Consider the following 23,687-nt stretch of genomic DNA (forward strand, 5'->3'; position numbering starts at 1 on the left):
ATTGATGTACACTGGTCACCATGCCCGCCTGCGCCCGCTCCAGCCCGCCTTCATCATGGCGGGCACAGGCGAGTCAGTCACCTATCGCGAACTCGAGGCACGCAGCAATCGGCTGGCACATCTGTTTCGCAGGCACGGCCTGAAGCGGCTCGATCATTATTCGGTCTTCATGGAGAACAATTCGCGCTACCTTGAAGCCTGCGGCGCGGGCGAACGCTCCGGTCTCTACTACACCTGCATCAACTCCTTCCTGACGCCGGGCGAGCTCGCCTATCTCCTCGCCAACAGCCAGTCGCAGATCTTGATCACGTCTGTCGCCAAGCTCGACATCGCGCGGGAGGCGATCCAGGCCTGCCCCGATATCAAGCTCTGCATCGTGGCCGATGGCCCCGGAGAGAGCGAGCGCATCGTCGGTCTTGCCGAGGTGACCGCCGGCCTGCCGACAACGCCGATCTCGGATGAATGGCTCGGCACCGCCATGCTCTATTCGTCCGGCACGACGGGACGGCCGAAAGGAATCCTGCGGCCCCTGCCGCAGGAGCCGCCGAAGCACAATCTGCCGCTGTTCGATTTCCTGACCAAGCTCTGGCACTACCGTGAGGGCATGGTCTATCTGTCGCCCGCACCGCTCTATCATTCCGCGCCGCAAGCCGCCGTGAACCTGACGATCCGCATGGGCGGCACCGTCATCATCATGGAAAGCTTCGACCCCGAGCGTTACCTTCAGCTGGTCGAGCAATGGGGCATCACCCACACCCAGCTGGTGCCGACGATGTTCTCGCGCATGCTGAAGCTGCCGGATGAAGTGCGAAATCGCTACGACGTGTCCTCGCTGGAGATTGCGATCCACGCGGCCGCGCCCTGCCCGGCCCAGGTCAAGGACGACATGATCAAATGGTGGGGACCGATCATCCACGAATATTACGGCGCGACCGAGGGCCTCGGCTTCACGGCCTGCAACAGCGAGGAATGGCTTGGTCATCGCGGCACCGTGGGCAAAGTGCTGCTCGGCGACCTGCACATCCTCGACGAGAACATGCAGGAGTGCCCGACCGGCACGCCTGGCCAGGTCTGGTTCAAGACGGCAACGCCGTTCGAATATTTCAACGATCCCGAGAAGACCAGGGAGGCGCGTTCGCCCGACGGCAGCATGAGCACCGTCGGCGACGTCGGCTATGTCGACAAGGACCGCTTTCTCTATCTCACCGACCGCGCGACCTTCATGATCATTTCAGGCGGGGTGAACATCTATCCTCAGGAATGCGAGAATCTGCTGATCACGCATCCCAAGGTGGCCGATGCCGCCGTGTTCGGCGTGCCCAACGCCGATCTCGGCGAAGAGGTGAAGGCCGTGGTGCAACCGATGCCCGGTGTGGTGCCCGGGCCGGCCCTGGCCGAAGAGCTGATCGCGTTCTGCGCCAAATCACTTTCGCGGCAGAAGGTGCCGCGCTCGGTCGATTTCGAGAAGGAGTTGCCGCGGCTGCCGACCGGCAAGCTCTACAAGAGGCTGCTGCGGGACCGCTACTGGGGCAACAAGGCGTCGCGGATCGTCTGAGGGCTGCAACTCCATCCGCCGTCGTCCCGGACAAGCGCAGCGCAGATCCGGCACTTTGGCCATAGGGAGTGGTTTGGCGAAGATTCGGAGTTGCCAGTTCGCTCCGCAACTTCTCCCTGTGGGTATGGTCTCGGGTTGGCGACGTCGTCGCGCCCCGGGACGACAGTGAGATTGGCGAAGCAGCTGCGCGCAATATGATGCAGGAACCTTCCCTTCGCACTGCACTCTCACATTGTGCGAAGACGAAAGCCCTGCGGCCTTGCGTCATCCGAATTGTCGAGGCGGCCCGCGCCTTGCGGGTTGCCTCGATGCGCGCGCCTCGCTATCGTCAGACAAACAGGCCGCAAAAGGTCGTGTCCAGGGAGGATGAGCATGCGGAGCGTGTGGGCGCTCGCCGCGACGGCGGCGTTATCTTTGCTGACGATCTCAACCGCAACGCTCGCCGCCGAGCCCAAGCAGGGCGGGATTCTGCGGATGTATCACCGCGACAGTCCCGGCAATGCCTCGATCCACGAAGGCGCGACCTACTCGCTCAACGTTCCCTTCATGCCCGTGTTCAACAACCTCGTCATCTACAAGCAGGACGTGGCGCAGAACAGCATGGACAGCATCGTCCCCGAGCTCGCGGAGAGCTGGGCCTGGGTGAACGGCAACAAGACGCTGACCTTCAAGCTGCGCCAGGGCGTGAAATGGCACGACGGCAAGCCATTCACCTCGGCCGACGTCAAATGCACCTTCGACATGCTGATGGGCAAGGCGCAGCAGAAGTTCCGGCAGAACCCGCGCAAGAGCTGGTACGACCAGGTCAGCGACATCTCGACCAACGGCGAGTCCGAGGTCTCGTTCAATCTGAAGCGGCCGCAGCCCTCGCTGCTGGCGCTGCTCGCCTCCGGCTACACCCCGGTCTATCCCTGCCATGTCTCGCCGGCGGAGATGCGCACGCATCCAATCGGCACCGGCCCCTTCAAGTTCGTCGAGTTCAAGGCCAATGAATCCATCAAGCTGACCCGCAATCCGGACTATTGGCGCAAGGGCCGGCCTTACCTCGACGGCATCGAGCTCACCATCATCCCGAACCGCTCGACCGCGATCCTCGCCTTCGTCGCCGGCAAGTTCGACATGACGTTTCCGACGGAGGTGACGATCCCGCTGGTGAGGGACGTCAAACAGCAGGCCCCGAACGCGATCTGCGAGATCGCGCCGACGAACGTGTCGACCAACATCATCGTCAATTCGTCCTCGCCGCCGTTCGACAATGTCGACATTCGCCGCGCCATGGCGATGGCGCTCGACCGCAAGGCTTTCATCTCCATCATGTTCGAGGGCCAGGGCGACATCGGCGGGACCATGCTGCCGCCGCCGAACGGCCTGTGGGGCATGCCCAAGGAGATGCTGGAGACCATTCCCGGCTACGGGCCCGACGTGAAGGCCAACCGCGAGGAGGCGAAGAAGCTGATGCAGAAGGCCGGCTACGGGCCAGACAAGCATCTGGCCGTGAAGGTCTCCACACGCAACATCCCGATCTATCGCGACCCCGCGGTGATCCTGATCGACCAGCTCAAGACGATCTATATCGACGGCGAGGTCGACGTCGTCGAGACCGCGAACTGGTTCCCGAAGGTCGCGCGCAAGGACTACATGATCGGGCTCAATCTCACGGGCAACGCGGTGGACGATCCCGACCAGTCCTTCTACGAAAACTATTCCTGCGGCTCGGAGCGCAACTACACCAATTACTGCAACAAGGAGATCGAGAAGCTGTTCGACGTGCAGTCGCAGGAGACCAATATCGAGAAGCGCAAGAAGCTGGTCTGGGACATCGACAAGAAGCTGCAGGAGGACGTCGCGCGCCCCATCGTCTTCCACAGCCGCATGGGCAGCTGCTGGCAGCCCTACGTCAAGGGTCTCACCGTCATGACCAACAGCTCCTATAACGGCTATCGCTACGAGGATGTGTGGCTGGACAAGTAGCGCACGCCGCGGGCGGTTGACGGGTTCGACGGGAGGCGGTGCATGTTTGCCTATCTGGTGCGGCGCCTGTTCCTGATGCTCGTGACCCTGTTCGGGATCTCGATCGTCATCTTCTTCCTGCTGCGCATCGTCCCCGGCAACATCGTCGACATCCTGTTCGCCGCCGCCGGCTATGTCGATCCCGCCGACAAAGCCAATCTGGAAAAGGAGCTCGGCATCGACCGGCCGCTGATCGTGCAATACTGGCACTGGATCAGCGGCTTCCTGCGCGGCGATTTCGGGTATTCCTACGTCTCGGAAAAGCCGGCGCTTCAGGAGATCCTGCCGCGGATTCCGATCACGGCGCGCCTCGCCGGCCTCGCGCTGCTGTTCTCGGCATCGATCGGCATCCCGCTCGGCGTCATCAGCGCGGTGAAACAGGGGACGAAGCTCGACTACGCTTTGCGCGTCGTCAGTCTCAGCGGATTGTCGCTGCCCTCGTTCTGGCTTGGTCTTCTGATCCTGACCGCCTCCGTGGCGATGTTCGGCCAGATGCCGATCTTCAACCCGAATCCGCAGACCTGGCTGGAAGCGTTCGCAACCTACGCCGTTCCGGCCGCCGCCGTGGGCTTCCGCAGCGCGGCGCTGACCATGCGCATTACGCGATCCTCTATGCTGGAGGTGCTGCGGCAGGACTATATCCGCACGGCCCGCGCCAAGGGCGCGTCCGAGGCGACGGTAAACTATCAGCACGCGCTGAAGAACGCGATCCTGCCGGTCATCACCGTGATCGGCATCGAGGCGGCATTCCTGATCGGCGGCCTGATCGTGACAGAGACAGTGTTCAACATACCGGGCGTCGCGCGCTATTTGGTCGAGGCGATCCGCTGGCGCGACTATCCGATCGTGCAGAACCTCGTGATGTTCATCGCGGTGGTGGTGGTGTTCGCCAATTTCACCGTCGACATGCTCTATGCGGTGTTCGACCCGCGGATCAGGTATACGGATTAGGAGATCAGCTTGGCCGCGATCGACTTCGACGTTGAACTAAGGCGGGCCGGCGCGCATGCGACCGGCGGCTGGCGTCGCGTGCTGTTCATGGCGCAGCGGCATGTGCTGGGCGCAGCCGGCCTCGTCATCATGACATTGTTCGTGTTGACTGCGATCTTCGCCGACTTCATCGCGCGTTATGATCCGCTGACGGTCGATTCCGCTCGCGCGCTGGCCCGCCCGAGCCTGGCACACTGGATGGGCACCGATTCATTCGGCCGCGACGTGTTCAGCCGCATCATCCACGGGGCGCGGATCTCGCTTGCGGTCGGCCTCGGCTCGACCGCTCTCGGCGGCACGATCGGCGTGATCGTCGGGCTGACTTCGGGCTATCTCTCCGGCTGGGTCGACCTCGTGTTCCAGCGCGTCTCCGACGTTCTCCAGGCGCTGCCGCTGCTGGTGCTGGCCCTGGTAATGACAGCGGCGCTCGGGCCCTCGCTGCCCAATGTCATCATCGCCATCGCCATTCCGCTGATCCCGACGGTCGCCCGCGTGATCCGCGCCAACACGCTCGCGCTGCGCGAACAGCCCTTCGTGGAGGCCGCCAAATCGATCGGCATGAGCGAGACGCGGATCGCGCTGCGCCATGTGCTGCCGAACACGCTGGCGCCGCTGATCGTGCTGGCGACCGCTCAGCTCGGCTCGACCATCCTCACGGAAGCCTCGCTGTCCTTCCTCGGCCTCGGCATCCCCGAGCCTTATCCGTCGTGGGGGCGCATGCTCTCCGAATCCGCCGCCGAATATGTCCGCACCGCGCCGTGGCTCGTGATCTTCCCGGGTATCGCGATCAGCCTCGCCGTGTTCGGCGCCAACCTGTTCGGCGACGCTCTGCGCGACATCCTGGATCCAAGGCAACGCGGCTGATGGCGGACACAACCGATCTCGTGCTCGACGTGAAGAACCTGAAGACGGTGTTCTTCACCAATTCCGGCCTGTTCAAGGCCGTCGACGATCTTTCCTTCAGCGTGAAACGCGGCGAGACGCTGGCGATCGTCGGCGAATCCGGGTGCGGCAAGAGCGTGACCGCGCTTTCCCTGATGCGGCTCGTGCCCGATCCGCCCGGTCGTATCGTGGGGGGCTCCGTCTCGCTCGAAGGCACCGACCTGCTGGCGCTGAGCGAAGCGGAGATGCGGTCCGTCAGAGGCAATCGCATCTCGATGATCTTCCAGGAGCCGATGACCTCGCTCAATCCGGTGATGCGGATCGGCGACCAGATCGTCGAGGCGGTGCGGCTGCACCGGAACATCCCTTCGAAAGAGGCACAAGGCATCGCGGTCGAGATGCTGCGGCTGGTGCGCATCCCCGAGCCGGCGCGGCGCGCACGGGAATATCCGCATCAGCTGTCCGGCGGCATGCGCCAGCGCGCGATGATCGCGATGGCGCTGGCGTGCCGGCCGGTGCTGCTGATCGCGGACGAGCCGACCACCGCGCTCGACGTCACCATCCAGGCGCAGATCCTGGCGCTGATCCTCGATCTCCAGAAGGAACTCGGCACCGGTCTCGTGCTGATCACGCACGATCTCGGTGTCGTCGCGCAAACGGCGCAGCGTGTGATCGTGATGTATGCAGGCCGAAAGGTGGAGGAGGCGAGCGTCGAGGCGCTTTTCGCCTCGCCCAAGCATCCCTATACGCGCGGGCTGATGGCCTCGATCCCGACGGTGCCGGCATCCGGAGTCCCGGCGCAGGCGCGACTGAACGAAATCCCCGGTACCGTGCCATCGCTGGTGCGGCTGCCGAAGGGCTGCGCCTTCGCACCGCGCTGCAAGCTCGCCATCAAGCGTTGCGAGGCCGAATATCCGCCGCTGGCGGACTGGGGCGGCGGCCATCTCGCGGCGTGCTGGCGCGCGGAAGAGGTTGCGGAGGTGGCATGACAGAGGCGCTGCTCGAAGTCACCGACCTCAAGAAGCACTATGCGGTGCGCGCCGGCGTGCTGCGCCGGCAAGTCGGCACGGTGCATGCGGTCGATGGCGTTTCATTCGCGGTTGGCGTAGGGGAGACGCTCGGCCTGGTCGGCGAATCCGGCTGCGGCAAATCCACTGTGGCGCGGAGCGTGCTGCGGCTGGTCGAGCCGACATCGGGGCGGATCCGCCTCGTGGGAGAAGACATCACCCATCTCTCCAAGTCCGATCTTCGTCCGCACCGCCGCTCGATGCAGATCGTATTTCAGGATCCTTTTGCTTCGCTCAATCCGCGCATGACGGCGGGCGACATCGTCGGCGAGCCGCTCGCCGTGCATGGCCTCGCGACCGGCAAGGCGCTGGAGGCCCGCGTCGCGCAGCTGTTCGATCAGGTGGGCTTAAGGCCCGACCAGATGCGCAACTTCCCGCATCAATTCTCCGGCGGCCAGCGCCAGCGCATCTGCATCGCGCGGGCGCTGGCGCTGGGGCCTCGCCTGATCGTGTGCGACGAGCCGGTGTCCGCGCTCGACGTTTCGATCCAGGCGCAGGTGATCAACCTCCTGATCGATCTGCAGCGCCAGCACGGCTTCTCCTATCTCTTCATCGCCCACGATCTCGCCGTGGTCGCTCATATCAGTCACCGCGTGGCCGTGATGTATCTCGGCCGCATCGTGGAGATCGCCGGCAAGGATGAGCTGTTCCGCAATCCGCGGCATCCCTACACGCAGGCCCTGCTCGCCTCCGTGCCGATCGCCAATCCGCTCGCCAAGAAGCTCGCGCCGCTGGTTGATGGGGATGTGCCGAGCCCCGTCAATCCGCCTTCCGGCTGCGCGTTTCACACGCGCTGCCGGTTTGCGTTGGATCGGTGCAGGACGGAGCGGCCGGCGCTGGTGGATGCGGGCGACGGGCATCAGGTGGCGTGTCTGCTCAACGAGGGCACGGGACGGAGCCAGTAGGGTTCAACACTCGGATCACCGGCCACGCCGCCAGAGCCGCGGCAAGATGCTTGAGCGTGTGGCCCGAGATGACGTGCCCGGTCGCTTCGAACACGGCTGCATCGCCGAGCTCAAACAGTTTGGCCAGCACGTAGAAGAGCAGCACGCCGCCGAGCCGCACCCCAATCGCGCCCCGCCGCGGCCGCGTCAACGCCAGCCCCATGGCGAGCACCATGCCGCCGAACTGCACCACCACCCAAGGCGCGAGATTCTCGCGTGCCACCCAGGCAGCCAGCAGGCCCGCGATCATCGTCAGCACCAGCACCGCTTCGCCTGCGCGTGTGCTGATCCGCTCGCTGGCAGCAATCCCAAGGAATCCCGCAAACGCCACCGCCATGCCGAGGCGATCGGCTACGAGTCGCTCCGGCGCATATGGGTCCAGATGATAGAAGCCCGAGCCCAGGCCAGTGAGGATCAGTCCCACGAAGAACCAGCTTGCGCCCACAGGCGCATCATTGCGGGCGCGCAGCCGCTCGGAGCCCCAGACACCCATCGCAACGAACGCGAGGTTGCTCAGCACGTCCCCCGCATTGGGTATACCCAGCCAGGAGCGGTTATCGACAAAATGCGCGACGTGCCAGGCGGCGGGAGGCAGCGCCGGTGCGAGGAGCGCGGCCAGCGTCAGGACGAAGAGAGCGCCGAACAGCCAGCTTTCGCGCATGGTTGGTGCGGCAAACGCCAGCGCGCTCGACGATGTCGGGAGCGCAGCAGCGGCGTCTCGGGCGGAATCAGTTGCGCGCAACATACGAGCCTCCAGATTATTGAACAGCGTTCAATATTTGTAGCCTGAAAATGAACAAAGTTCAATATTGCCTGCAAGCGTGCGATCGCGCGCCACATCTCTCTGAGAGCGTTTGCTTTTCCTGATCAACAGACGCTGGGCTGGGGTGTGCCCATTCGCCCGGCCAACTCCGCATTCGGGGCGCTAGCCCGCCCCGATCTCCGCCACGATCCGGCCCGTGGTCACCTGCTCGCCCTCGGCAGCGTCGATCGCCGTGACGACGCCGTCGATGCCCGCCTTGTGGACGTGCTCCATTTTCATCGCCTCCAGCGTCAGCACTGGCTGGCCGGCGGTGACGCGGTCGCCCGGCTTCACCAGGACGGCGACGACGCGGCCGTTCATCGCGGCGCGAACCTTGCCGTCGCCACCATTGCTGGCTGCAGCCTTCGGCGCCGCGAGCGTGAGATCGACGACCGCGAGCGGGATCCCGCGATGCTGGACGTAGAGCCGATCGCCGTCACGGAGGAAGTTGGCGCTGTCCATCAGGCCGTCATGGCGAAAGCGGATCATATCGGCCGCGAGCTGGTCGATTTCGAATCTGTCCTGGCGGTCACTGGAGGCGACGGTGTAGCCGCCATCGCGCTCTCGCGTGATGTCGAGCTCATGGGCGTGGCCGGCGATTTCGATCTTCGCCGGCAGCGGAAACGTCGCCGCGAGGCTTCGCCCGACCTGCCAAGACGGCGCGCGTGGATTGGTGACGTAGAGTAGCAAGCCCGCCAGCGCCACGTCGAATGCACCGTTCGCATCCGGCGCCAGCAGTTCGTCGCGATGCGCGCCGATGAAGGCCGTGGTCGCCTCACCCCTGGCGAAACCGGGATGACGCAAGCAGGACATCAGGAATGCCTGGTTGGTGGTCACACCGAACGCGGTGAGTTGCTCGAGACCGACGATCAGCCGCCCCCGCGCCTCCTCGCGTGTAGTGCCATGGCTGATGACCTTGGCGATCATGGAATCGTAGAACGGCGGGATCTCCGTGCCGGATTGCAGTGCATGCTCAACGCGTATGCCGTCCGGCACCTGCCAGCGCGCCATGCGGCCGGACTGCGGCATGAAATCCTGCGCGGCGTCTTCCGAACAGAGCCGCACCTCGATGGCATGGCCGGAAAACTTGATGTCCTGCTGCTTGATCGGCAGCGGCTCGCCGCGCGCGACGCGCAGCTGCAACTCGACGAGATCGAGCCCGGTGATCGCTTCCGTTACGGGATGCTCGACCTGGAGCCGCGTGTTCATCTCCATGAAGTAGAACTCGCCGCGGGCGTCGAGCAGGAACTCGAGCGTGCCGGCGCCCTCGTAACGCAACGCCTTTACCGCAGCGACCGCGACCTCGCCCATCTTCTCGCGCAGCTCCGGCGTGACCGCGGGCGAGGGCGCTTCCTCGATCAGCTTCTGGTGCCGCCGCTGCACCGAGCAATCGCGCTCGCCGAGGTGGATGGCGTTGCCGTGGCTGTCCCCGAACACCTGGATCTCGATGTGGCGCGGGTTCTGAATGGCGCGTTCCAGGATGACGGTAGAATCGCCGAATGCGGCCTTCGCTTCCGAACGCGCACTGCGTAGCGCATCGGGGAAAGATGCGGCGTCAGTGACGAGCCGCATGCCGCGCCCGCCGCCGCCGGCAACCGCCTTGATCATCACGGGGAAGCCGATCTTCTTGGCCTCCGCGAGCATGACCTCGTCGCTCTGATCGGCTCCCTGGTAGCCGGGCACGATGGGAACGCCGGCCTTCTTCATGATCTCCTTGGCGCCGGCCTTGTTGCCCATTGCCTCGATCGCCTGCGGCGAAGGGCCGATGAAGACGAGGCCCGCTTCCTTGCAAGCGCGCGCAAATTCCTCGTTCTCGGCGAGAAAGCCGTAGCCGGGATGGATCGCCTCCGCGCCGCTGGCCCTTGCCGCTGCAATGATCGCTTGGATGTTGAGATAGGATTGCGCCGGCAAGGCTTCTCCGATGCGCACGGCCCGATCGGCCTGACGCACGTGGAGCGCATCGCGATCGGCGTCCGAATAGACCGCGACGACGCCGAGGCCGAGCTTTCGCGCGCTGCGCATCACGCGCAGCGCGATCTCGCCGCGATTGGCCACCAGAACCCTAGAGAACGGCCGGTGCTGCACTGATCCGTTCCTCATGGGCGGGCCACCGAAAACTGCATGCGCTGGGGCGTGCGTGCGTCGCCCTCGCGACAGATCGCGAGCACTTCGGACAGCACCGCGCGGGTGTCACGTGGATCGATCACGCCATCGTCGAGCACGCGCGCGCTGGTGGAGAACACGTCCATCTGGCCGTCGAACACGCCGATGATCTGTGCCTTCATCGCATCGAGCTTGTCCTTCTCGACCGGCTTGCCGCGCCGCGCGGCGGCAGCTTCGGTCACGATCGCCATGGTTTCAGCGGCCTGCTCGCCACCCATCACCGCGGTCTTGGCGTTGGGCCAGGAGAAGCAGAAGCGCGGATGGAAGCCGCGGCCGCACATGCCGTAATTGCCCGCGCCGAACGAGGCACCGCAATAGATGGTGATCTGCGGCACGGTCGCCGACGTCACCGCCTGGATCATCTTGGAGCCGTGCTTGATCATGCCGGCTTCCTCATAGGCCTTGCCGACCATGTAGCCGGTGGTGTTGTTGAGATAGAGCAGCGGCGTGCCGGTCTGGCAGCAAGCCTGGATGAAATGCGTCGCCTTATTCGCGCCGGCGGGATCGAGCGGGCCATTGTTGGTGATGATACCGATCGCCTGTCCCCCGATGCGGGCGTGACCGCAGACAGTGGCCGGGCCGTAGTTCGGCGCCATCTCGGTAAAATCGGAATCGTCGACGATGCGCGCGATCACCTGCTTCATGTCGACCGGACGCTTGTGGTCCATGGGCATGATGCCGAGCAACTCGTCCTGGTCATAGCGCGGCGGCTTGAACTGCGGAGCCACCCTGCCCGGCCGCTCCCATTCCATCGCGGCCATGATCTCGCGCGCGATGCGCAGTGCATCGCGATCGTCCTCGGCGAGATAGTCTCCGAGGCCTGAGACCTGGGTGTGCATCTCGGCGCCGCCGAGTTCCTCTTCGGTCGCGATCTCACCGGTCGCAGCCTTCAGCAGCGGCGGGCCGGCCAGGAAGGCGCGGGTGCGGCCGCGGACCATGACGATGTAGTCTGAGAGGCCGGTCTGGTAAGCGCCGCCCGCCGTGGAGGAGCCGTGCGTGACGGTGACGACGGGAAGCCCTGCCGCCGAGAGCCGGGCAAGATTGCGAAAGATGTTGCCACCGCGGATAAAATCCTCGACGCGATAGCGCAAGAGGTTGGCGCCGGCGCTTTCGACGAGCTGCACGTAAGGCAGCTTGTTCTCCAGCGCAAGCTCCTGCACCCGCAGCGTCTTGTCGAGGCCATAAGGCTGGAGCGCGCCGGCGTCGATGCCGGCGTCGTTGGCGCTGACCATGCAGCGGACGCCCGAGACGAAGCCGATGCCGGCGATGACACCCCCGCCGGGCACGCTCTTGTTGGGATCGGGAACGTCGAACAAGTAGCCGGCAAGCGTCGACAGTTCGATGAACGGCGCGCCGGGATCGAGCACCAGGGCGACACGTTCGCGCGGCAGCAGCTGCCCGCGCGTGTGGAAGCGGTCCTTTGCCGCGGCGGAGGCCGCGCGTGTGCGATCCTCCAGCGCGCGCATGCGGTCGATCAGGCCGAGCATGCCGTCGCGGTTGGCCTGGTAGGCGGCGCTGCCGGGGGAGATGGTATTTTCGAGGATGGACATCACTTGATCCTGCTCGTCATTGCGAGGAGCGAAGCGACGAAGCGATCCAGACTGCTTCCGCGGAGAGACTCTGGATTGCTTCGCTTCGCTCGCAATGACGGGTGAGGCGATACTTTACCGATTCGTCCCGAAGATCTTCCGTGCCTCCGCCGGGCTCGCGATCTCGCGACCTGCGCGCCTGGCGCATGCGGCGACGGCTTCGATCAGCTGCCCGTTCGACGTCACCTTCTTGCCGTCGGCGAGGTAGAAGGTGTCCTCGAGCCCCGTGCGCAAATGACCGCCGAGTTCGGCGCAGCGCTGGTGCAGCGGCCAGATCTCTTCGCGGCCGATTGCGGTGACCTGAAAATGCGCCTCGGGACGCTTGAGCTTGATCAGGATCGGCAGCAGCTCGGGATCAGCGGGCATTCCCGACGCCACACCCATCACGAAGTTGTATTCGAGCGGGCCCTTGTACATGCCGACCTGATGATACATGCCAACGCAGCGGACGATGCCGACGTCGAAGCACTCGAACTCGGGGATGGTGCCGACCGCGTTCATGACGTCGAGATAGTCCTTCACCTTCTCGACCGCATTGTCGAACATCATCGGCGGCCACGCCCAGGTGTTGTCGGCCTTCACCTTCAGGTAGTTCAGCGAGCCGGCGTTGCAGGCGGCGATCTCCGGCCTGGTCTCGCGAATGCAATCGAGCGCGCCCGAATAGTTCGGCCCCGACACGCCCGAAGTGTGGTTGATGATCACGCCGGGGCACGCTTCGCGGATCGCCTGCTGGATCTCCTTGCTGACTGCGACCTCCCAGGACGGCAGGTGCCCCTTGCCCGGCGCCTGCTGGCGCAGATGGATGTGCATGATGGATGCGCCGGCATCGAACGCAGCCTTGGCCTCGCGCGCCATCTGCTCAGGCGTCACGGGCACGTTGTGCTGCTTCGGATCGGTGAGCACGCCGTTCAGCGCGCAGGTGATGACGGCCTTGTCGGTCATGCCCGTAATGTCTCGCAGGTTGAGGATTCAACGCTTGCGATCATGTGACGCGCGACATGCGGCTTCTTGCGCGGAGAAGCTGGAAAAGCGAGCGGTTATAGGGTGAGTCAGCCGATGGCGTAACCCACCCTACGAAGCTACGAAGCCTCCGCCAGCCGCACCGTCTCGGTGCTGCGATAGATCGCCAGGTCTCGCGAGCCGACGAAGATCGCGCGCGGCTTCAAGCCGTAGAAGCGACGGATCGAGTGGCTGAAATGCGTGGAATCGGGATAACCGATATCCTGCGCGAGATGGGCGAGGTTGAGGTCCTGGTTGGCGAAGTGCAGCAAATGCCGCGCGCGCTTCCAGGCGCGGAAGGACCGGAACGAGATGCCGGTCTCTTCCTTGAACAGGTGCAGGAAGCGCGAGGCGGAGAGGCCAGCTTCAGCGGCACAGGTGTCCGCCGTCACCGGCTCGCCGGAGAAGCGCTCGATGCGAGCAACGGCACGCATCACGCGCGGATCGAGCACGCGGCGCGGCAGCGCCTCGCCAAAGCACATTTCGTCGAATTCAGCTGTGGTGATGTCGCCATAGCGGCGCTGACGCAGCAACGCATAGGCGGCGAGGATCTTGCGGGCATAGGCCGCCTTGTCCGGCCCGCGCAGCCGCTCGGCCAAAGCCTCGATCACGCCATCCGGCATGCTCTCCGGCTCCAGGGTTACGCTGATGACGGTGCGATAGTCGCTGGCGATGGTGTGCCGCTGGTTCGGCAGGGTCACGATCAACTCGTCCGAGAGATGGACGTCGTCGATCGTCAGGTGCAGGCTGCCCTTCACCGCAACATAGACGTGGCAGCAGCCCGGGGTTCGCTTGCGGGGGCGACCGAGCAGGCCGGCATAGAATACCCGCTCCGGCGTGATCAGCATCAGATGGTCGGATTCGCGACCTTTATCTTCCATTGGGGTCCTCCTCGCGCGGCTCTCTGGCCGCTGCGGACGGAGGTCACCTTAGCGGAAATTTGCGCGCTGTCACGATAGGATAGCGCTGTCACGGAAACACGGTGAGCCGTTCCGGAGGCCCACAAGACCGAACCCGGAACCTTAAGATCCTCAGGTGCGCAAGGCTCACCGGAGTTCGACGCTGTGCATCGCTCCGGAGTGGCTTCCGAGACTTACGCCCTCACCCTCGGCGCAACATTCTGCTCGGCGCCAGCCTTCTGTTCCGCCGCAACTGCACGCTTAAATCCGTCACGCTGCTGCAGACGAGCCCAATAGGCTGCGACATTTGGCCCAAAATCCTTGGCAAGCCCGATGTTCTCGGCAAGCCGGAGTGCATAACCGATCACAATGTCGGCGGCGGTGAAGCGGCCCCCGCACAATGTTTCGGCATTTGCCGTCGCTGCCTCCACCGCACGCAACCGGCCCAGGAACCATTTGGCGTAGTCGCCGGCGACCTGCGGGTTGCGGCGCTCCTCCGGCTCGAGCTGGGTGTATCGGAGCACCAGCGTTTGCGGAAAGGTTAACGTAGCGTCGCTGAAATACATCCAGTTCAGGAAAGCGCCATAGGCGGGATCTTCGGGACCGACCATCAAGGGGGTCGGGCCGTATTTGATGCCGAGATAATGGCAGATGCCGGAGGACTCCGTCATTTTGGTCTCGCCGTCGACCATGAAGGGAATGGTGCCGAGCGGATTGAGCGCAAGATATTCCTTGGCAAACATCCGCGGCGGGAAGGGCAGCATCTTCAGTTCATACGGCAGCCCCATCTCTTCCAGCATCCAGAGCGGACGAAACGAGCGCGCCGCGTCGCAGTGATAGAGCGTGATCATGAGGCCTTCCCTTTGCTGCCGGGCAGCGTGCCCATCATCTTGCATAGAACCATCAGCATGACCTCGTCGGCGCCGCCGCCGATCGAGGTCAGGCGGCTGTCGCGATAGGCCCGGCTGACCGGCGTCTCGTTGGTAAAGCCCATTCCGCCCCAATATTGCAAGCAGGCGTCGGTGAGCTCGCGGCCGAGTCGGCCGGCCTTCAGCTTGGCCATGGTGGCGAGCCTGGTCACGTCCTCGCCTGCGACCAGCTGCTCGCCCGCACGATAGATCAGCGCACGCAGCAGCTCGACCTCGGTCTGCATCTCCGCGAGCTTGAAGTGCACGACCTGGTTGTCGAGAATGCTCTGGCCGAAAGCCTTGCGATTGCGGGTGTACTCGATGGTTTCGTTGATGATGTACTCATGCGCCTTGAGACAGGCGGCCGCGCCCCACAGCCGCTCCTCCTGGAACTGGATCATCTGGTAGGTAAAACCCTTGCCTTCCTCGCCGATCCGGTTGCGCTTGGGCACGCGGACGTTGTCAAAGAATATCTGCGCGGTGTCGGAGGAGCGCATGCCCATCTTGTCGAGCTTCCGCGCCACGGTGACGCCCTTGCTCTTCATGGGAACGCAGATCAGCGACTTGTTGCGATGAACCGGCCCGTCGCCGGTATTCGCGAGCAGGCAGATCCAGTCGGCCTGGGTGCCGTTGGTGATCCACATCTTGCCGCCGTTGATGACGTAATCGTCGCCATCCGATCGCGCCTGGGTCTTGATCGAGGCGACGTCGGAGCCTGCACCTGGCTCGGAGACGCCGATGCAGGCCACGTAGTCGCCGGCAATCGAGGGCGCCAGAAACTCGCGCCGCACCTCATCCGAGCCGAACCGCGCCAGCGCGGGCGTCGCCATGTCGGTCTGGACCCCGATCGCCATCGGCACGCCGCCGCAGGTAATCGCGCCAAGCTCCTCCGCCATCATCAGCGCATAGGAATAGTCGAGGCCCGATCCGCCGAACTCCACGGGCTTGTTCAGCCCGAGGAAGCCGAGATTGCCCATTTTCTTGAACAGTTCATGCGCCGGGAAGATGTCGGCCTTCTCCCATTCATCGACATGAGGATTGATCTCGTTCGCGATGAACTTTTGCAGGCTGCGGCGGATATCGTCGTGGTCAGCTTTGAATAGCATTCGATCCTCTCGTCATTCCGGGGCGACGCGCAGCGTCAAACCCGGAATACATTCTTCTAAGACACGTGCGGCCCGATGGATTCCGGGCTCATGCGCGCCGCGCACGCCCCGGAACGACGGCATCGATCACAGCCCCATCTGCCGCGACGCCAGATCCTTCATGATCTCCTCGGTGCCGCCGCCGATGGCGTTGACTTTGACCTCGCGGTAGATGCGCTCGGCCTTGATGCCGCGCATGAAGCCGGCACCGCCGAAGATCTGCACCGCCTCGGAGGCGCAGAAGGCCATGGTCTGCGTCGCCTGGTTCTTCATCATGCAGATCTCCGCGACCGGGCTTTCGCCCTGCTCAAGCCGCCAGGCCAGCATCTCCAGCATCGCTTGCGAGGCCGCAACCTTCTGCGCCATGTCGACGATCTTGTGCCTGATGATCTGGTGCTGCGCCAGCGGCTTGCCGAAGGTCTTGCGCTCCTTTGCGTAAGCGATCGCCTCATCGAGGCAGACACGGGCGAAAGCGGTGCAACTCGCCGCCATGCCCATGCGCTCGCTGTTGAAGTTCTGCATGATGATCTTGAAGCCCTGCCCCTCCTCGCCGATGAGGTTTTCGGCCGGCACGCGGCACTCGTCGAAATGCAGCGTCGCGGTGTCGGAGGCCCACCAGCCCATCTTCTTGAGCTTGGTCCTGGACAGGCCGGGCGTGTTGCCCTCGATCAGGAGCAGGCTGACGCCGCCAGCGCCCTCGCCGCCGGTGCGCACCGCAACGGTCAGATAGTCGGCGCGCATCCCCGAGGTGATGAAGGTCTTTTCGCCGCTCACGACGTAGTGATCGCCGTCGCGCCGCGCCCGGGTGCTCAGGTTCGCGACGTCGGAGCCGCCGCCCGGCTCGGTGATCGCGAGCGCGGAGATCTTCTCGCCTGCAAGAATTTGCGGCAACACCCGTGCCTTGACCGCGGGGCGGGCTGCCCGGGCGATCGGCGGCGAGCCGATGGTGTGGCTCATCAGGCTGGCACTGACGCCGCCGGCACCGGGCCGTGCGAGCTCTTGGCTCGCAACGATCTTCATGAACTGATCGGCGGCAATCCCGCCATATTCCTCGGGAAAGCCGAGTCCCAAGAGGCCGATCTCGGCGGCCTTGCGATAGAGCGCGCGCGGGAATTCACCGGCCTCGTCCCATTCATGAGCGAACGGGGTGATCTCCTTCTCGACGAAACGGCGCATGACGTCGCGGAAGGCGTCATGCTCGGCGGTATAGAACGGGCTCTTCATCGCAGTCTCGCCCTGTTGGGATTCGCTCGTCCACCATGGCTGGAACCTTGACGGCTCACTTGCGCGGAGTGGCTGACCGCAGTCGAGCTTCCGGGCGAGGAGCAAACTAGCAACTCAACGCAAGACGATTTTCGCCGCGCACAGGCCAACTCTGGCGCAAAAAAACGTTGCTGCACAGACTCCGGCTGGCCCGAGGGCCACGCCGGGCATGGTGCATCGTGCAGCAGGAAGTGGGCGGCACAAGGCCGCCGATGGAGGAATTCTTGGCCGTTCGTTACTACGATTGGATCGCCCATCATGGCCGCCGCACGCCGAACAAGGTCGCGGTGATCGATCTCGCGAGCGATCGCCGCTTCACCTACTCTCAGCTGGATGCCCGCGTCTCGCGCCTGGCCTCGTTTCTGCGCCACCGGCTCGGCGTCTCGCGCGACGATCGCGTCGCAGTGCTGGCGTTGAACACGACCGATACGCTCGAGGTGCAATTCGCGTGCGGACGGCTAGGCGCCATCTTCGTGCCGCTGAACACCCGCCTTACCGTTCCCGAGCTCCAGTTCATCACGTCCGACTGCGCGCCGAAGGTGATGATCCATGACGCCGACCTGGCCGAGACCGCGCTCGCCGTCGCAAAGCTCTGCAACGTTCCGACCAGCCTGCTGCTCGGCCCGGGTGGCGCCTACGAGGCCGCAATCGCCGCCGCAAACCCGCTCGACCGAGCCGAGGAAGTCACGCTCGATGACGTCTCGACCGTCATGTACACGTCCGGCACGACCGGGCATCCCAAGGGCGCGACCATCACCCATGGCATGACCTTCTGGAATTGCGTCAATCTCGGCGGTCCCGCCTGCATCGGCCCCGCCTCGGTGCTGCTCACCGTGCTGCCGCTGTTCCACACCGGCGGGCTCAACTGCTATACCAATCCCGTGCTGCATGCCGGCGGCACCGTGATGATCATGCGCGCCTTCGATCCCGGCATCGCACTCGGCCTGATCAACGATCCCGCGCAGGGCATCAACGTGTTCTTCGGCGTGCCCGCGATCTACCAGTTCATGGCGCAGCATCCGGCATTCGCGACCACCGATCTCAGCCGGCTCATTGTCGGCGGTGTCGGCGGCGCACCAATGCCGGTACCGCTGCTGAAAGTGTGGGAGGCGCGCGGTGTCGCGCTACAGCAGGGCTACGGCATGACCGAGACCTCACCGGCCGTGCTGGTGCTCGACCGCGAGGACGCGGCGCGCAAGGCCGGCTCCGCCGGCAAGCCGGTGCTGCACACCGAGGTGCGTATCGTCCGCCCCGACGGCAGCGATGCCGATGTCGGCGAACTCGGCGAGCTCTGGGTCAAGGGCCCCAACATCACGCCCGGCTATTGGAACAGGCCGGAGGCGAACAAGACCTCCTTCACCGACGGCTGGCTGCATACGGGTGACGCCACGCGCGTGGACGAAGAAGGCTTCTACTACATCGTCGATCGCTGGAAGGACATGTACATTTCCGGCGGCGAGAACGTCTACCCGGCCGAGGTCGAGAACGTCCTGCACCAGCTCAATGCCATCGCCGAGGCTGCCGTGATCGGCATCCCTGATGCTCAGTGGGGCGAGGTGGGCCTTGCCATCGTCGCCGTCAAGCCAGGACAGAAGCTGACGGAGGGCGAGGTCTTCGCCCATTGCGCGGCCAATCTCGCGCGTTTCAAATGCCCGCGCCAAATCCGCTTCGTCGATGCGCTGCCGCGCAACGCCACCGGCAAGATCCACAAACCCACCTTGCGCAAGGAGTTCTCGGTCGCCTCAGAGATCGACAAGAAAGTCGCCAACGCCTGATCGAAGCGCCCCTCGCGGGGCGCTTTTCTTTTGACGTGCCTGCCTACTCAACAAGAAACTCCAAGGAATTTCCATGAAGAACAAGAAAATCGCCCTGCTCGCGGCGGCAACGGCCCTGACCTTGCTCTCGGCTCAAAGTGCCTTTGCGCAGAAGAAGTACGACACCGGCGCCAGCGACACCGAGATCAAGATCGGCAATGTAGAAGCCTATTCCGGTCCGGCTTCCGCCTACGGCATCATCGGCAAGACCGAGGAAGCCTATTTCAAGATGATCAATGACCAGGGCGGCATCAACGGGCGCAAGATCAACTGGATCTCCTATGATGACGGCTATTCGCCGCCCAAGACCGTGGAGCAGGTGCGCAAGCTGATCGAGAGCGACGAGGTATTTCTGGTCTTCAACGCGCTGGGCACGCCGACACAGACGGCCGTGCAGAAATATCACAACGCGAAGAAAGTGCCGCAGCTCTTCCTGGCCACGGGTGCCAGCAAATGGAACGACCCGAAGGGCTTTCCCTGGACGATGGGCTTCCAGCCAAGCTACCGGGTCGAGGCGCGGATCTTCGCCAAGTACATCCTGCAGGCGAAGCCCGATGCCAAGGTCGCGATCTTCTATGCCAATGACGATTTCGGCAAGGATTACGTCGCCGGCATCAAGGAGATCTTTGGCGAGAAGGCCTCTTCGCTGATCGTCGCGGAGGAGAGCTACGAGACCACCGAGCCGTCGATCGATTCCCACATCGTGAAGCTGAAGGGCACCGGCGCCAACGTGTTCGTCAACATCTCGACGCCGAAATTTGCCGCGCAGGCGATCAAGAAGATCGCCGAGCTCGAATGGAGGCCGATGCACGTGATGACGGACGTCTCGATCTCGATCGGCGCAGTGATGAAGCCTGCCGGGCTCGACGCGTCGGAAGGCGTGCTGTCGGCGAGCTATCTGAAGGACGCATCGGACCCGCAATGGAAGGACGACGAGGGCATGAAGAAGTTTCTCGCCTTCGTCGACAAGTACATGCCGGGCGCCAACGTCGCCGACACCAACATCGTCTACGGCTATGCCGCCGCGCAGACCCTGGTCCAGACCTTGAAGCAGTGCGGCGACAACCTGACGCGGGAGAACGTGATGAAGCAGGCCGCGAGCCTGAAGGACTTTGCGCCCGACACGTTGATTCCAGGTATCAAGATCAACACCGGTCCCAACGACTTCGCGCCGATCGAGCAGCTCAAGATGATCCGCTTCAAGGCCGGCCAGTGGGAGCTGTTCGGTGATATCATCAGCGCGGAAACGGGCGGCTAGCTCGCATCAGCTGAATTAACCAACCCAGATAGCGGCCGGAAGGCCGCTATCTTTTGTGCAGGTGATCTCGGAGCCAGGCTATGCCGGCAGGAAGAGCGCAAAGGACTCTTCCACCGTCCGACGCAAATGCTTTCGATACAGGGCGTAGTTGCCGTCGTCGGGCGCGACGCGCCCCAAGGACGGGTTCGGGATGTTCCTGACCGGCACATAGGCAATGGGCGCAGCGATCGGCGTGAGCTGCGAACCGGGCCCGGCGCGGAGCGTCGAGATGATGCCGTACATCTCGCCGGAAACCGTCGGCCGCGACACCGTGATCACGCGGTGCTGGCCGTGCTTGATGATGACGAGGTAGATGAAGCCGGACTGATGGGGAACGGCGACTTCGCCGGTATGCTCGTAGGCGGCATCGGTCCGATCGCCCTCCCGAAAGACCAGCGACGAGACCTTCGGCTCCCACACGATCTCGGTGCGATAGGCAAAGATCGCATCCTTGTCGCCGAACGAGGGCCGCAGGGTGACATAGACGTCCTCGAGCCAGGTGACCGCGCGATGCGCATAGGAGCCGAGGCTGTCGGGCGCGACATCGCTCGCGGCAAGAGGCGTCACCATGACTGCGCTTCTGCGCAGGGAGACGCCGAGTGCCTGCTCCAGCCGGACCGTGGTCGCGAGCGTGAACGGCCGTCGGCCGCCAAGCACCTTTTCCAGCGTCGACAGGCTGAGCTTGGCCTGCTCGGCCAGCGCCTGCCGGGAGATCCGCCGTCTGGCGAGCTCCTCGCGAATGGTCTCGGCAATCTCGCGGCTTTGCTCGTCCGTAAGTTGCTTGTCGGTGACTTTATCCTGCGTCTGCATCGTTAGCCCTGCTCCAGCAGCGCCATTCTAGCAGGGCGGACAAACCAGCACAAAACCGCACATGACCGTCCCCGACGAACGATCCCGGGCCGGGCGCGGCGGAACATTGCCGATCATTCTGCTCGCGAGATCAGCCTCTCCGAACCGATGCTGAGGGCTAGCAGAACATGCTTCGGGAGCAATGCAAATGGACACCTACGACACGGCCGATAGCGACGAGCACCCCTTGTTGAGTCGTCTCATCAAGGTCGGATTGTTCCTCCTCGCGCAAGGCGTTGCGGTGATGCTGGTCGCCTTCATCGCCCTGCTGGTGAGCTTCGGGACAAGTTTGTCGGCAACAACCGAACAGGCCAGTCTGCTCCAGCCCGGCGATGCAAGGTCTGGTACCCTGCGCCTGAAGGAAGACGGCGCGTATGCCGAAGCAGTCCGCCTCGGCACCGACGTTGACATCACGGTGTCCGGCCCGACGCTGCGCGCCCGTGTCACGCAGGTCTTCCGCAACACGAGCAAGGACTGGGTCGAGGCGACTTACGTCTATCCGCTCGCGACCGGCGGCGCCGTCGATACGCTGAAGATGGTGGTCGGCGACCGCGTCATCATCGGCAACATCAAGGAGCGGCAGCAGGCGCGCGTGATCTACGAGGAGGCGCGCCGCACCGGCCGGAAGGCCGCCCTTACCGAGCAGGAACGACCGAACATCTTCACCAACTCGGTGGCCAATATCGGGCCTGGCGAAACCGTGCTGGTTCAGATCGAGTACCAGGAGCCGGTGCATCAATCCGGCAGGGAATATTCGTTGCGCCTGCCGCTCGTGGCCGGACCGCGCTACAATCCGGCACCGATCGTGCAGAGCGTCGACTTCCGCAAGGACGGCTCCGGCTGGGGCGCAGCGACGTCAGATCCGGTTCCGGATCGTGAGCGTATTTCGCCGGAGGTGCTGGATCCCGCAAAACATGCGCCGGTCAATCCTACCAGCATCACGGTGCGCTTGAAGGCTGGCTTCCCGCTCGGCGATATCAAGAGCCACCATCATAACGTCAAGGTCGAGAGTCCGGACAGCGCTACGCGCATCGTCACGCTTTCCGACGGCGCCGTCCCCGCCGACCGCGACTTTGAACTCACCTGGAAACCGGCCGCGGAGAAGGCGCCTTCGGTCGGCCTGTTCCACGAGCGGATCGGTGATGCCGACTACCTGCTCGCCTTCGTCACCCCGCCTGGCGCGGACCAGGCGGCGCGCAAGCCGCCGGCGCGCGAGGTGGTGTTCGTGATCGACAATTCGGGCTCGATGGGCGGCACGTCCATCGTTCAAGCCAAAGCGAGCCTCCTTTATGCTCTCGGTCGCCTGCAGCCGAATGACCGCTTCAACGTCATCCGCTTCGATGACACCATGGACGTGCTGTTTCCGGCTTCCGTGCCGGCGGATGCCGCGCATGTCGGTGAGGCGACCTCCTTTGTCAGCGCCTTGCAGGCGCGGGGCGGCACCGAGATGGTGCCGGCAATGCGCGCGGCCCTCACCGACAAGCTGGGCGGCACCGACATGGTTCGTCAGATCGTGTTCCTGACAGACGGCGCGATCGGCAACGAGCAGCAATTGTTCGAGACGATCACGGCGATGCGCGGCCGCTCGCGCGTGTTCATGGTCGGCATCGGTTCCGCGCCCAACACCTATCTGATGACACGCGCCGCCGAGCTCGGCCGCGGTGCCTTCACCCACATCGGCTCCGTCGAGCAGGTGGAGGAGCGCATGCGCGGTCTGTTCGCCAAGCTGGAGAACCCGGCCGTGACCGGCCTCACCGCAAGGTTCTCCGAAGCCACCGCCGATGTCACTCCCGCGATCATTCCCGACGTCTATCGCGACGAGCCGTTGGTGCTGGCGGCGAAACTCGACAAGCTCGCAGGCTCGCTCGAGATCAAGGGCCGCGTCGGCGACCGTTCCTGGACGGTAACGTTGCCGCTGCAAAACGCAGCCGAAGGCAAGGGCCTCTCCAAGCTCTGGGCCAGGCGCAAGATCGCTGATGCGGAAGTGGCGCGCACGCTGCGCGAGACGTCGCCGGAGGACGCCGACAAGACGATCCTGGCGCTGGCGCTCGATCACCAGATCGTCACGCGGCTCACCAGCCTCGTTGCGGTCGACAAGACGCCGAGCCGGCCCGAAGGCGCGCCGCTCAAGCTCGAAGAATTGCCGATCAACCTGCCGGCGGGCTGGGACTTCGAGAAGATCTCGGCGAACGGCCGCAGGTCCCGGCGCAATTGCGCGAACGCCACGCCGATGCGGGCACTCCGCCAGCGGTGAGGCGCCCGACACCCGCCGCGCCCGATGCGATCCGCCTGCCCAAAACCTCAACTCCGGCCGAGCTCAGGATGTTCGCAGGCGCAATCCTGATCCTGCTCGCCTTGACCCTGTTCGTGTTCAACCGGCGTCGGACCTTGCTCACCGACTCCGTTTGAGAGAGGAGCTCCCCGAACTCCTCTGTCAGCGCGCGCGGCTGCCCGTCCCCTGCAAACGGCCGCGCGCGCCTTTTTAGGAAATGCCGCTTCGGGGATGCGAAG

Annotated in this window: 17 protein-coding genes and 1 pseudogene; 9 read left to right on the forward strand and 9 right to left on the reverse strand. The window is 64.3% G+C overall.

The annotated features are described in order from the left end of the window. Positions 1-4 precede the first annotated feature (4 nt). The 6 genes from K408_RS0104530 (at position 5) to K408_RS0104555 (ending at position 7,409) form a co-directional block, all read left to right on the forward strand. A complete protein-coding gene (locus K408_RS0104530) occupies positions 5-1,555 on the forward strand; it encodes an AMP-binding protein (protein WP_024337003.1) in 1,551 nt (516 codons plus the stop codon). 372 nt (positions 1,556-1,927) lie between these two features. Continuing rightward, positions 1,928-3,526: an ABC transporter substrate-binding protein gene (locus K408_RS0104535; protein WP_024337002.1), complete on the forward strand. Its 1,599-nt coding sequence runs from the start codon at positions 1,928-1,930 to the stop codon at positions 3,524-3,526. A gap of 42 nt (positions 3,527-3,568) precedes the next feature. After that, the gene (locus K408_RS0104540) at positions 3,569-4,516 is read left to right on the forward strand and encodes an ABC transporter permease (protein WP_024337001.1); all 948 of its coding nucleotides are present in this window, start codon (positions 3,569-3,571) and stop codon (positions 4,514-4,516) included. Positions 4,517-4,525: 9 nt separating this feature from the next. Then, positions 4,526-5,419 (forward strand): ABC transporter permease, encoded by an 894-nt coding sequence (locus tag K408_RS0104545; RefSeq protein ID WP_024337000.1) that lies wholly within the window; start codon positions 4,526-4,528, stop codon positions 5,417-5,419. Next, the gene (locus K408_RS0104550) at positions 5,419-6,426 is read left to right on the forward strand and encodes an ABC transporter ATP-binding protein (protein WP_024336999.1); all 1,008 of its coding nucleotides are present in this window, start codon (positions 5,419-5,421) and stop codon (positions 6,424-6,426) included. The genes K408_RS0104545 and K408_RS0104550 overlap by 1 nt, the downstream gene beginning before the upstream one ends. Next, positions 6,423-7,409 carry an ABC transporter ATP-binding protein gene (locus tag K408_RS0104555; protein ID WP_024336998.1) on the forward strand — a complete coding sequence of 329 codons (987 nt, stop codon included), beginning with the start codon at positions 6,423-6,425 and terminating at the stop codon, positions 7,407-7,409. The genes K408_RS0104550 and K408_RS0104555 overlap by 4 nt, the downstream gene beginning before the upstream one ends. Here K408_RS0104555 and K408_RS0104560 read toward each other — a convergent pair. The 8 genes from K408_RS0104560 to K408_RS0104595 all read right to left on the reverse strand — a co-directional run bounded on the left by K408_RS0104560 (position 7,381) and on the right by K408_RS0104595 (position 17,177). Then, positions 7,381-8,193 carry a hypothetical protein gene (locus K408_RS0104560; protein WP_024336997.1) on the reverse strand — a complete coding sequence of 271 codons (813 nt, stop codon included), beginning with the start codon at positions 8,191-8,193 and terminating at the stop codon, positions 7,381-7,383. The two genes, K408_RS0104555 and K408_RS0104560, sit on opposite strands and share 29 nt — an antisense overlap. A 180-nt stretch (positions 8,194-8,373) precedes the next feature. Continuing rightward, entirely contained in the window at positions 8,374-10,350 is a 1,977-nt protein-coding gene (locus K408_RS0104565; protein WP_024336996.1) for an acetyl/propionyl/methylcrotonyl-CoA carboxylase subunit alpha, read from the reverse strand. Beyond that, positions 10,347-11,963 (reverse strand): acyl-CoA carboxylase subunit beta, encoded by a 1,617-nt coding sequence (locus K408_RS0104570; RefSeq protein ID WP_024336995.1) that lies wholly within the window; start codon positions 11,961-11,963, stop codon positions 10,347-10,349. The genes K408_RS0104565 and K408_RS0104570 overlap by 4 nt, the downstream gene beginning before the upstream one ends. Positions 11,964-12,077: 114 nt before the next feature. Next, positions 12,078-12,944, reverse strand: coding sequence for a beta-keto acid cleavage family enzyme (locus K408_RS0104575; RefSeq protein ID WP_024336994.1), 867 nt, complete (start codon positions 12,942-12,944; stop codon positions 12,078-12,080). Between the two features lie 137 nt (positions 12,945-13,081). Beyond that, positions 13,082-13,882: a helix-turn-helix domain-containing protein gene (locus K408_RS0104580; protein WP_024336993.1), complete on the reverse strand. Its 801-nt coding sequence runs from the start codon at positions 13,880-13,882 to the stop codon at positions 13,082-13,084. A gap of 212 nt (positions 13,883-14,094) precedes the next feature. Continuing rightward, complete coding sequence (locus K408_RS0104585; protein ID WP_024336992.1) at positions 14,095-14,751, reverse strand: glutathione S-transferase family protein; 657 nt, start codon at positions 14,749-14,751, stop codon at positions 14,095-14,097. Next, entirely contained in the window at positions 14,748-15,914 is a 1,167-nt protein-coding gene (locus K408_RS0104590; RefSeq protein WP_024336991.1) for an acyl-CoA dehydrogenase family protein, read from the reverse strand. Before K408_RS0104590 ends, K408_RS0104585 begins: the two co-directional genes overlap by 4 nt. A 126-nt stretch (positions 15,915-16,040) precedes the next feature. Continuing rightward, entirely contained in the window at positions 16,041-17,177 is a 1,137-nt protein-coding gene (locus K408_RS0104595) for an acyl-CoA dehydrogenase family protein (RefSeq protein WP_024336990.1), read from the reverse strand. Positions 17,178-17,440: 263 nt separating this feature from the next. Between K408_RS0104595 and K408_RS0104600 the strand changes: the two genes are divergently transcribed. Next, positions 17,441-18,991, forward strand: coding sequence for an acyl-CoA synthetase (locus K408_RS0104600; RefSeq protein WP_024336989.1), 1,551 nt, complete (start codon positions 17,441-17,443; stop codon positions 18,989-18,991). Between the two features lie 73 nt (positions 18,992-19,064). Then, positions 19,065-20,288 carry an ABC transporter substrate-binding protein gene (locus K408_RS0104605; protein WP_024336988.1) on the forward strand — a complete coding sequence of 408 codons (1,224 nt, stop codon included), beginning with the start codon at positions 19,065-19,067 and terminating at the stop codon, positions 20,286-20,288. A 78-nt stretch (positions 20,289-20,366) separates the two neighbouring features. On the opposite strand, the gene K408_RS0104610 is transcribed toward K408_RS0104605, so the two are convergent. Then, positions 20,367-21,137 carry a helix-turn-helix domain-containing protein gene (locus tag K408_RS0104610; RefSeq protein WP_024336987.1) on the reverse strand — a complete coding sequence of 257 codons (771 nt, stop codon included), beginning with the start codon at positions 21,135-21,137 and terminating at the stop codon, positions 20,367-20,369. A gap of 187 nt (positions 21,138-21,324) precedes the next feature. Here K408_RS0104610 and K408_RS37575 point away from each other — a divergent pair. After that, positions 21,325-23,585, forward strand: a pseudogene (locus K408_RS37575) (marine proteobacterial sortase target protein). Positions 23,586-23,687: the final 102 nt, after the last annotated feature.

The sequence above is a fragment of the Bradyrhizobium sp. in8p8 genome, assembly GCF_000426845.1.
GTDB lineage: Bacteria > Pseudomonadota > Alphaproteobacteria > Rhizobiales > Xanthobacteraceae > Bradyrhizobium > Bradyrhizobium japonicum_C.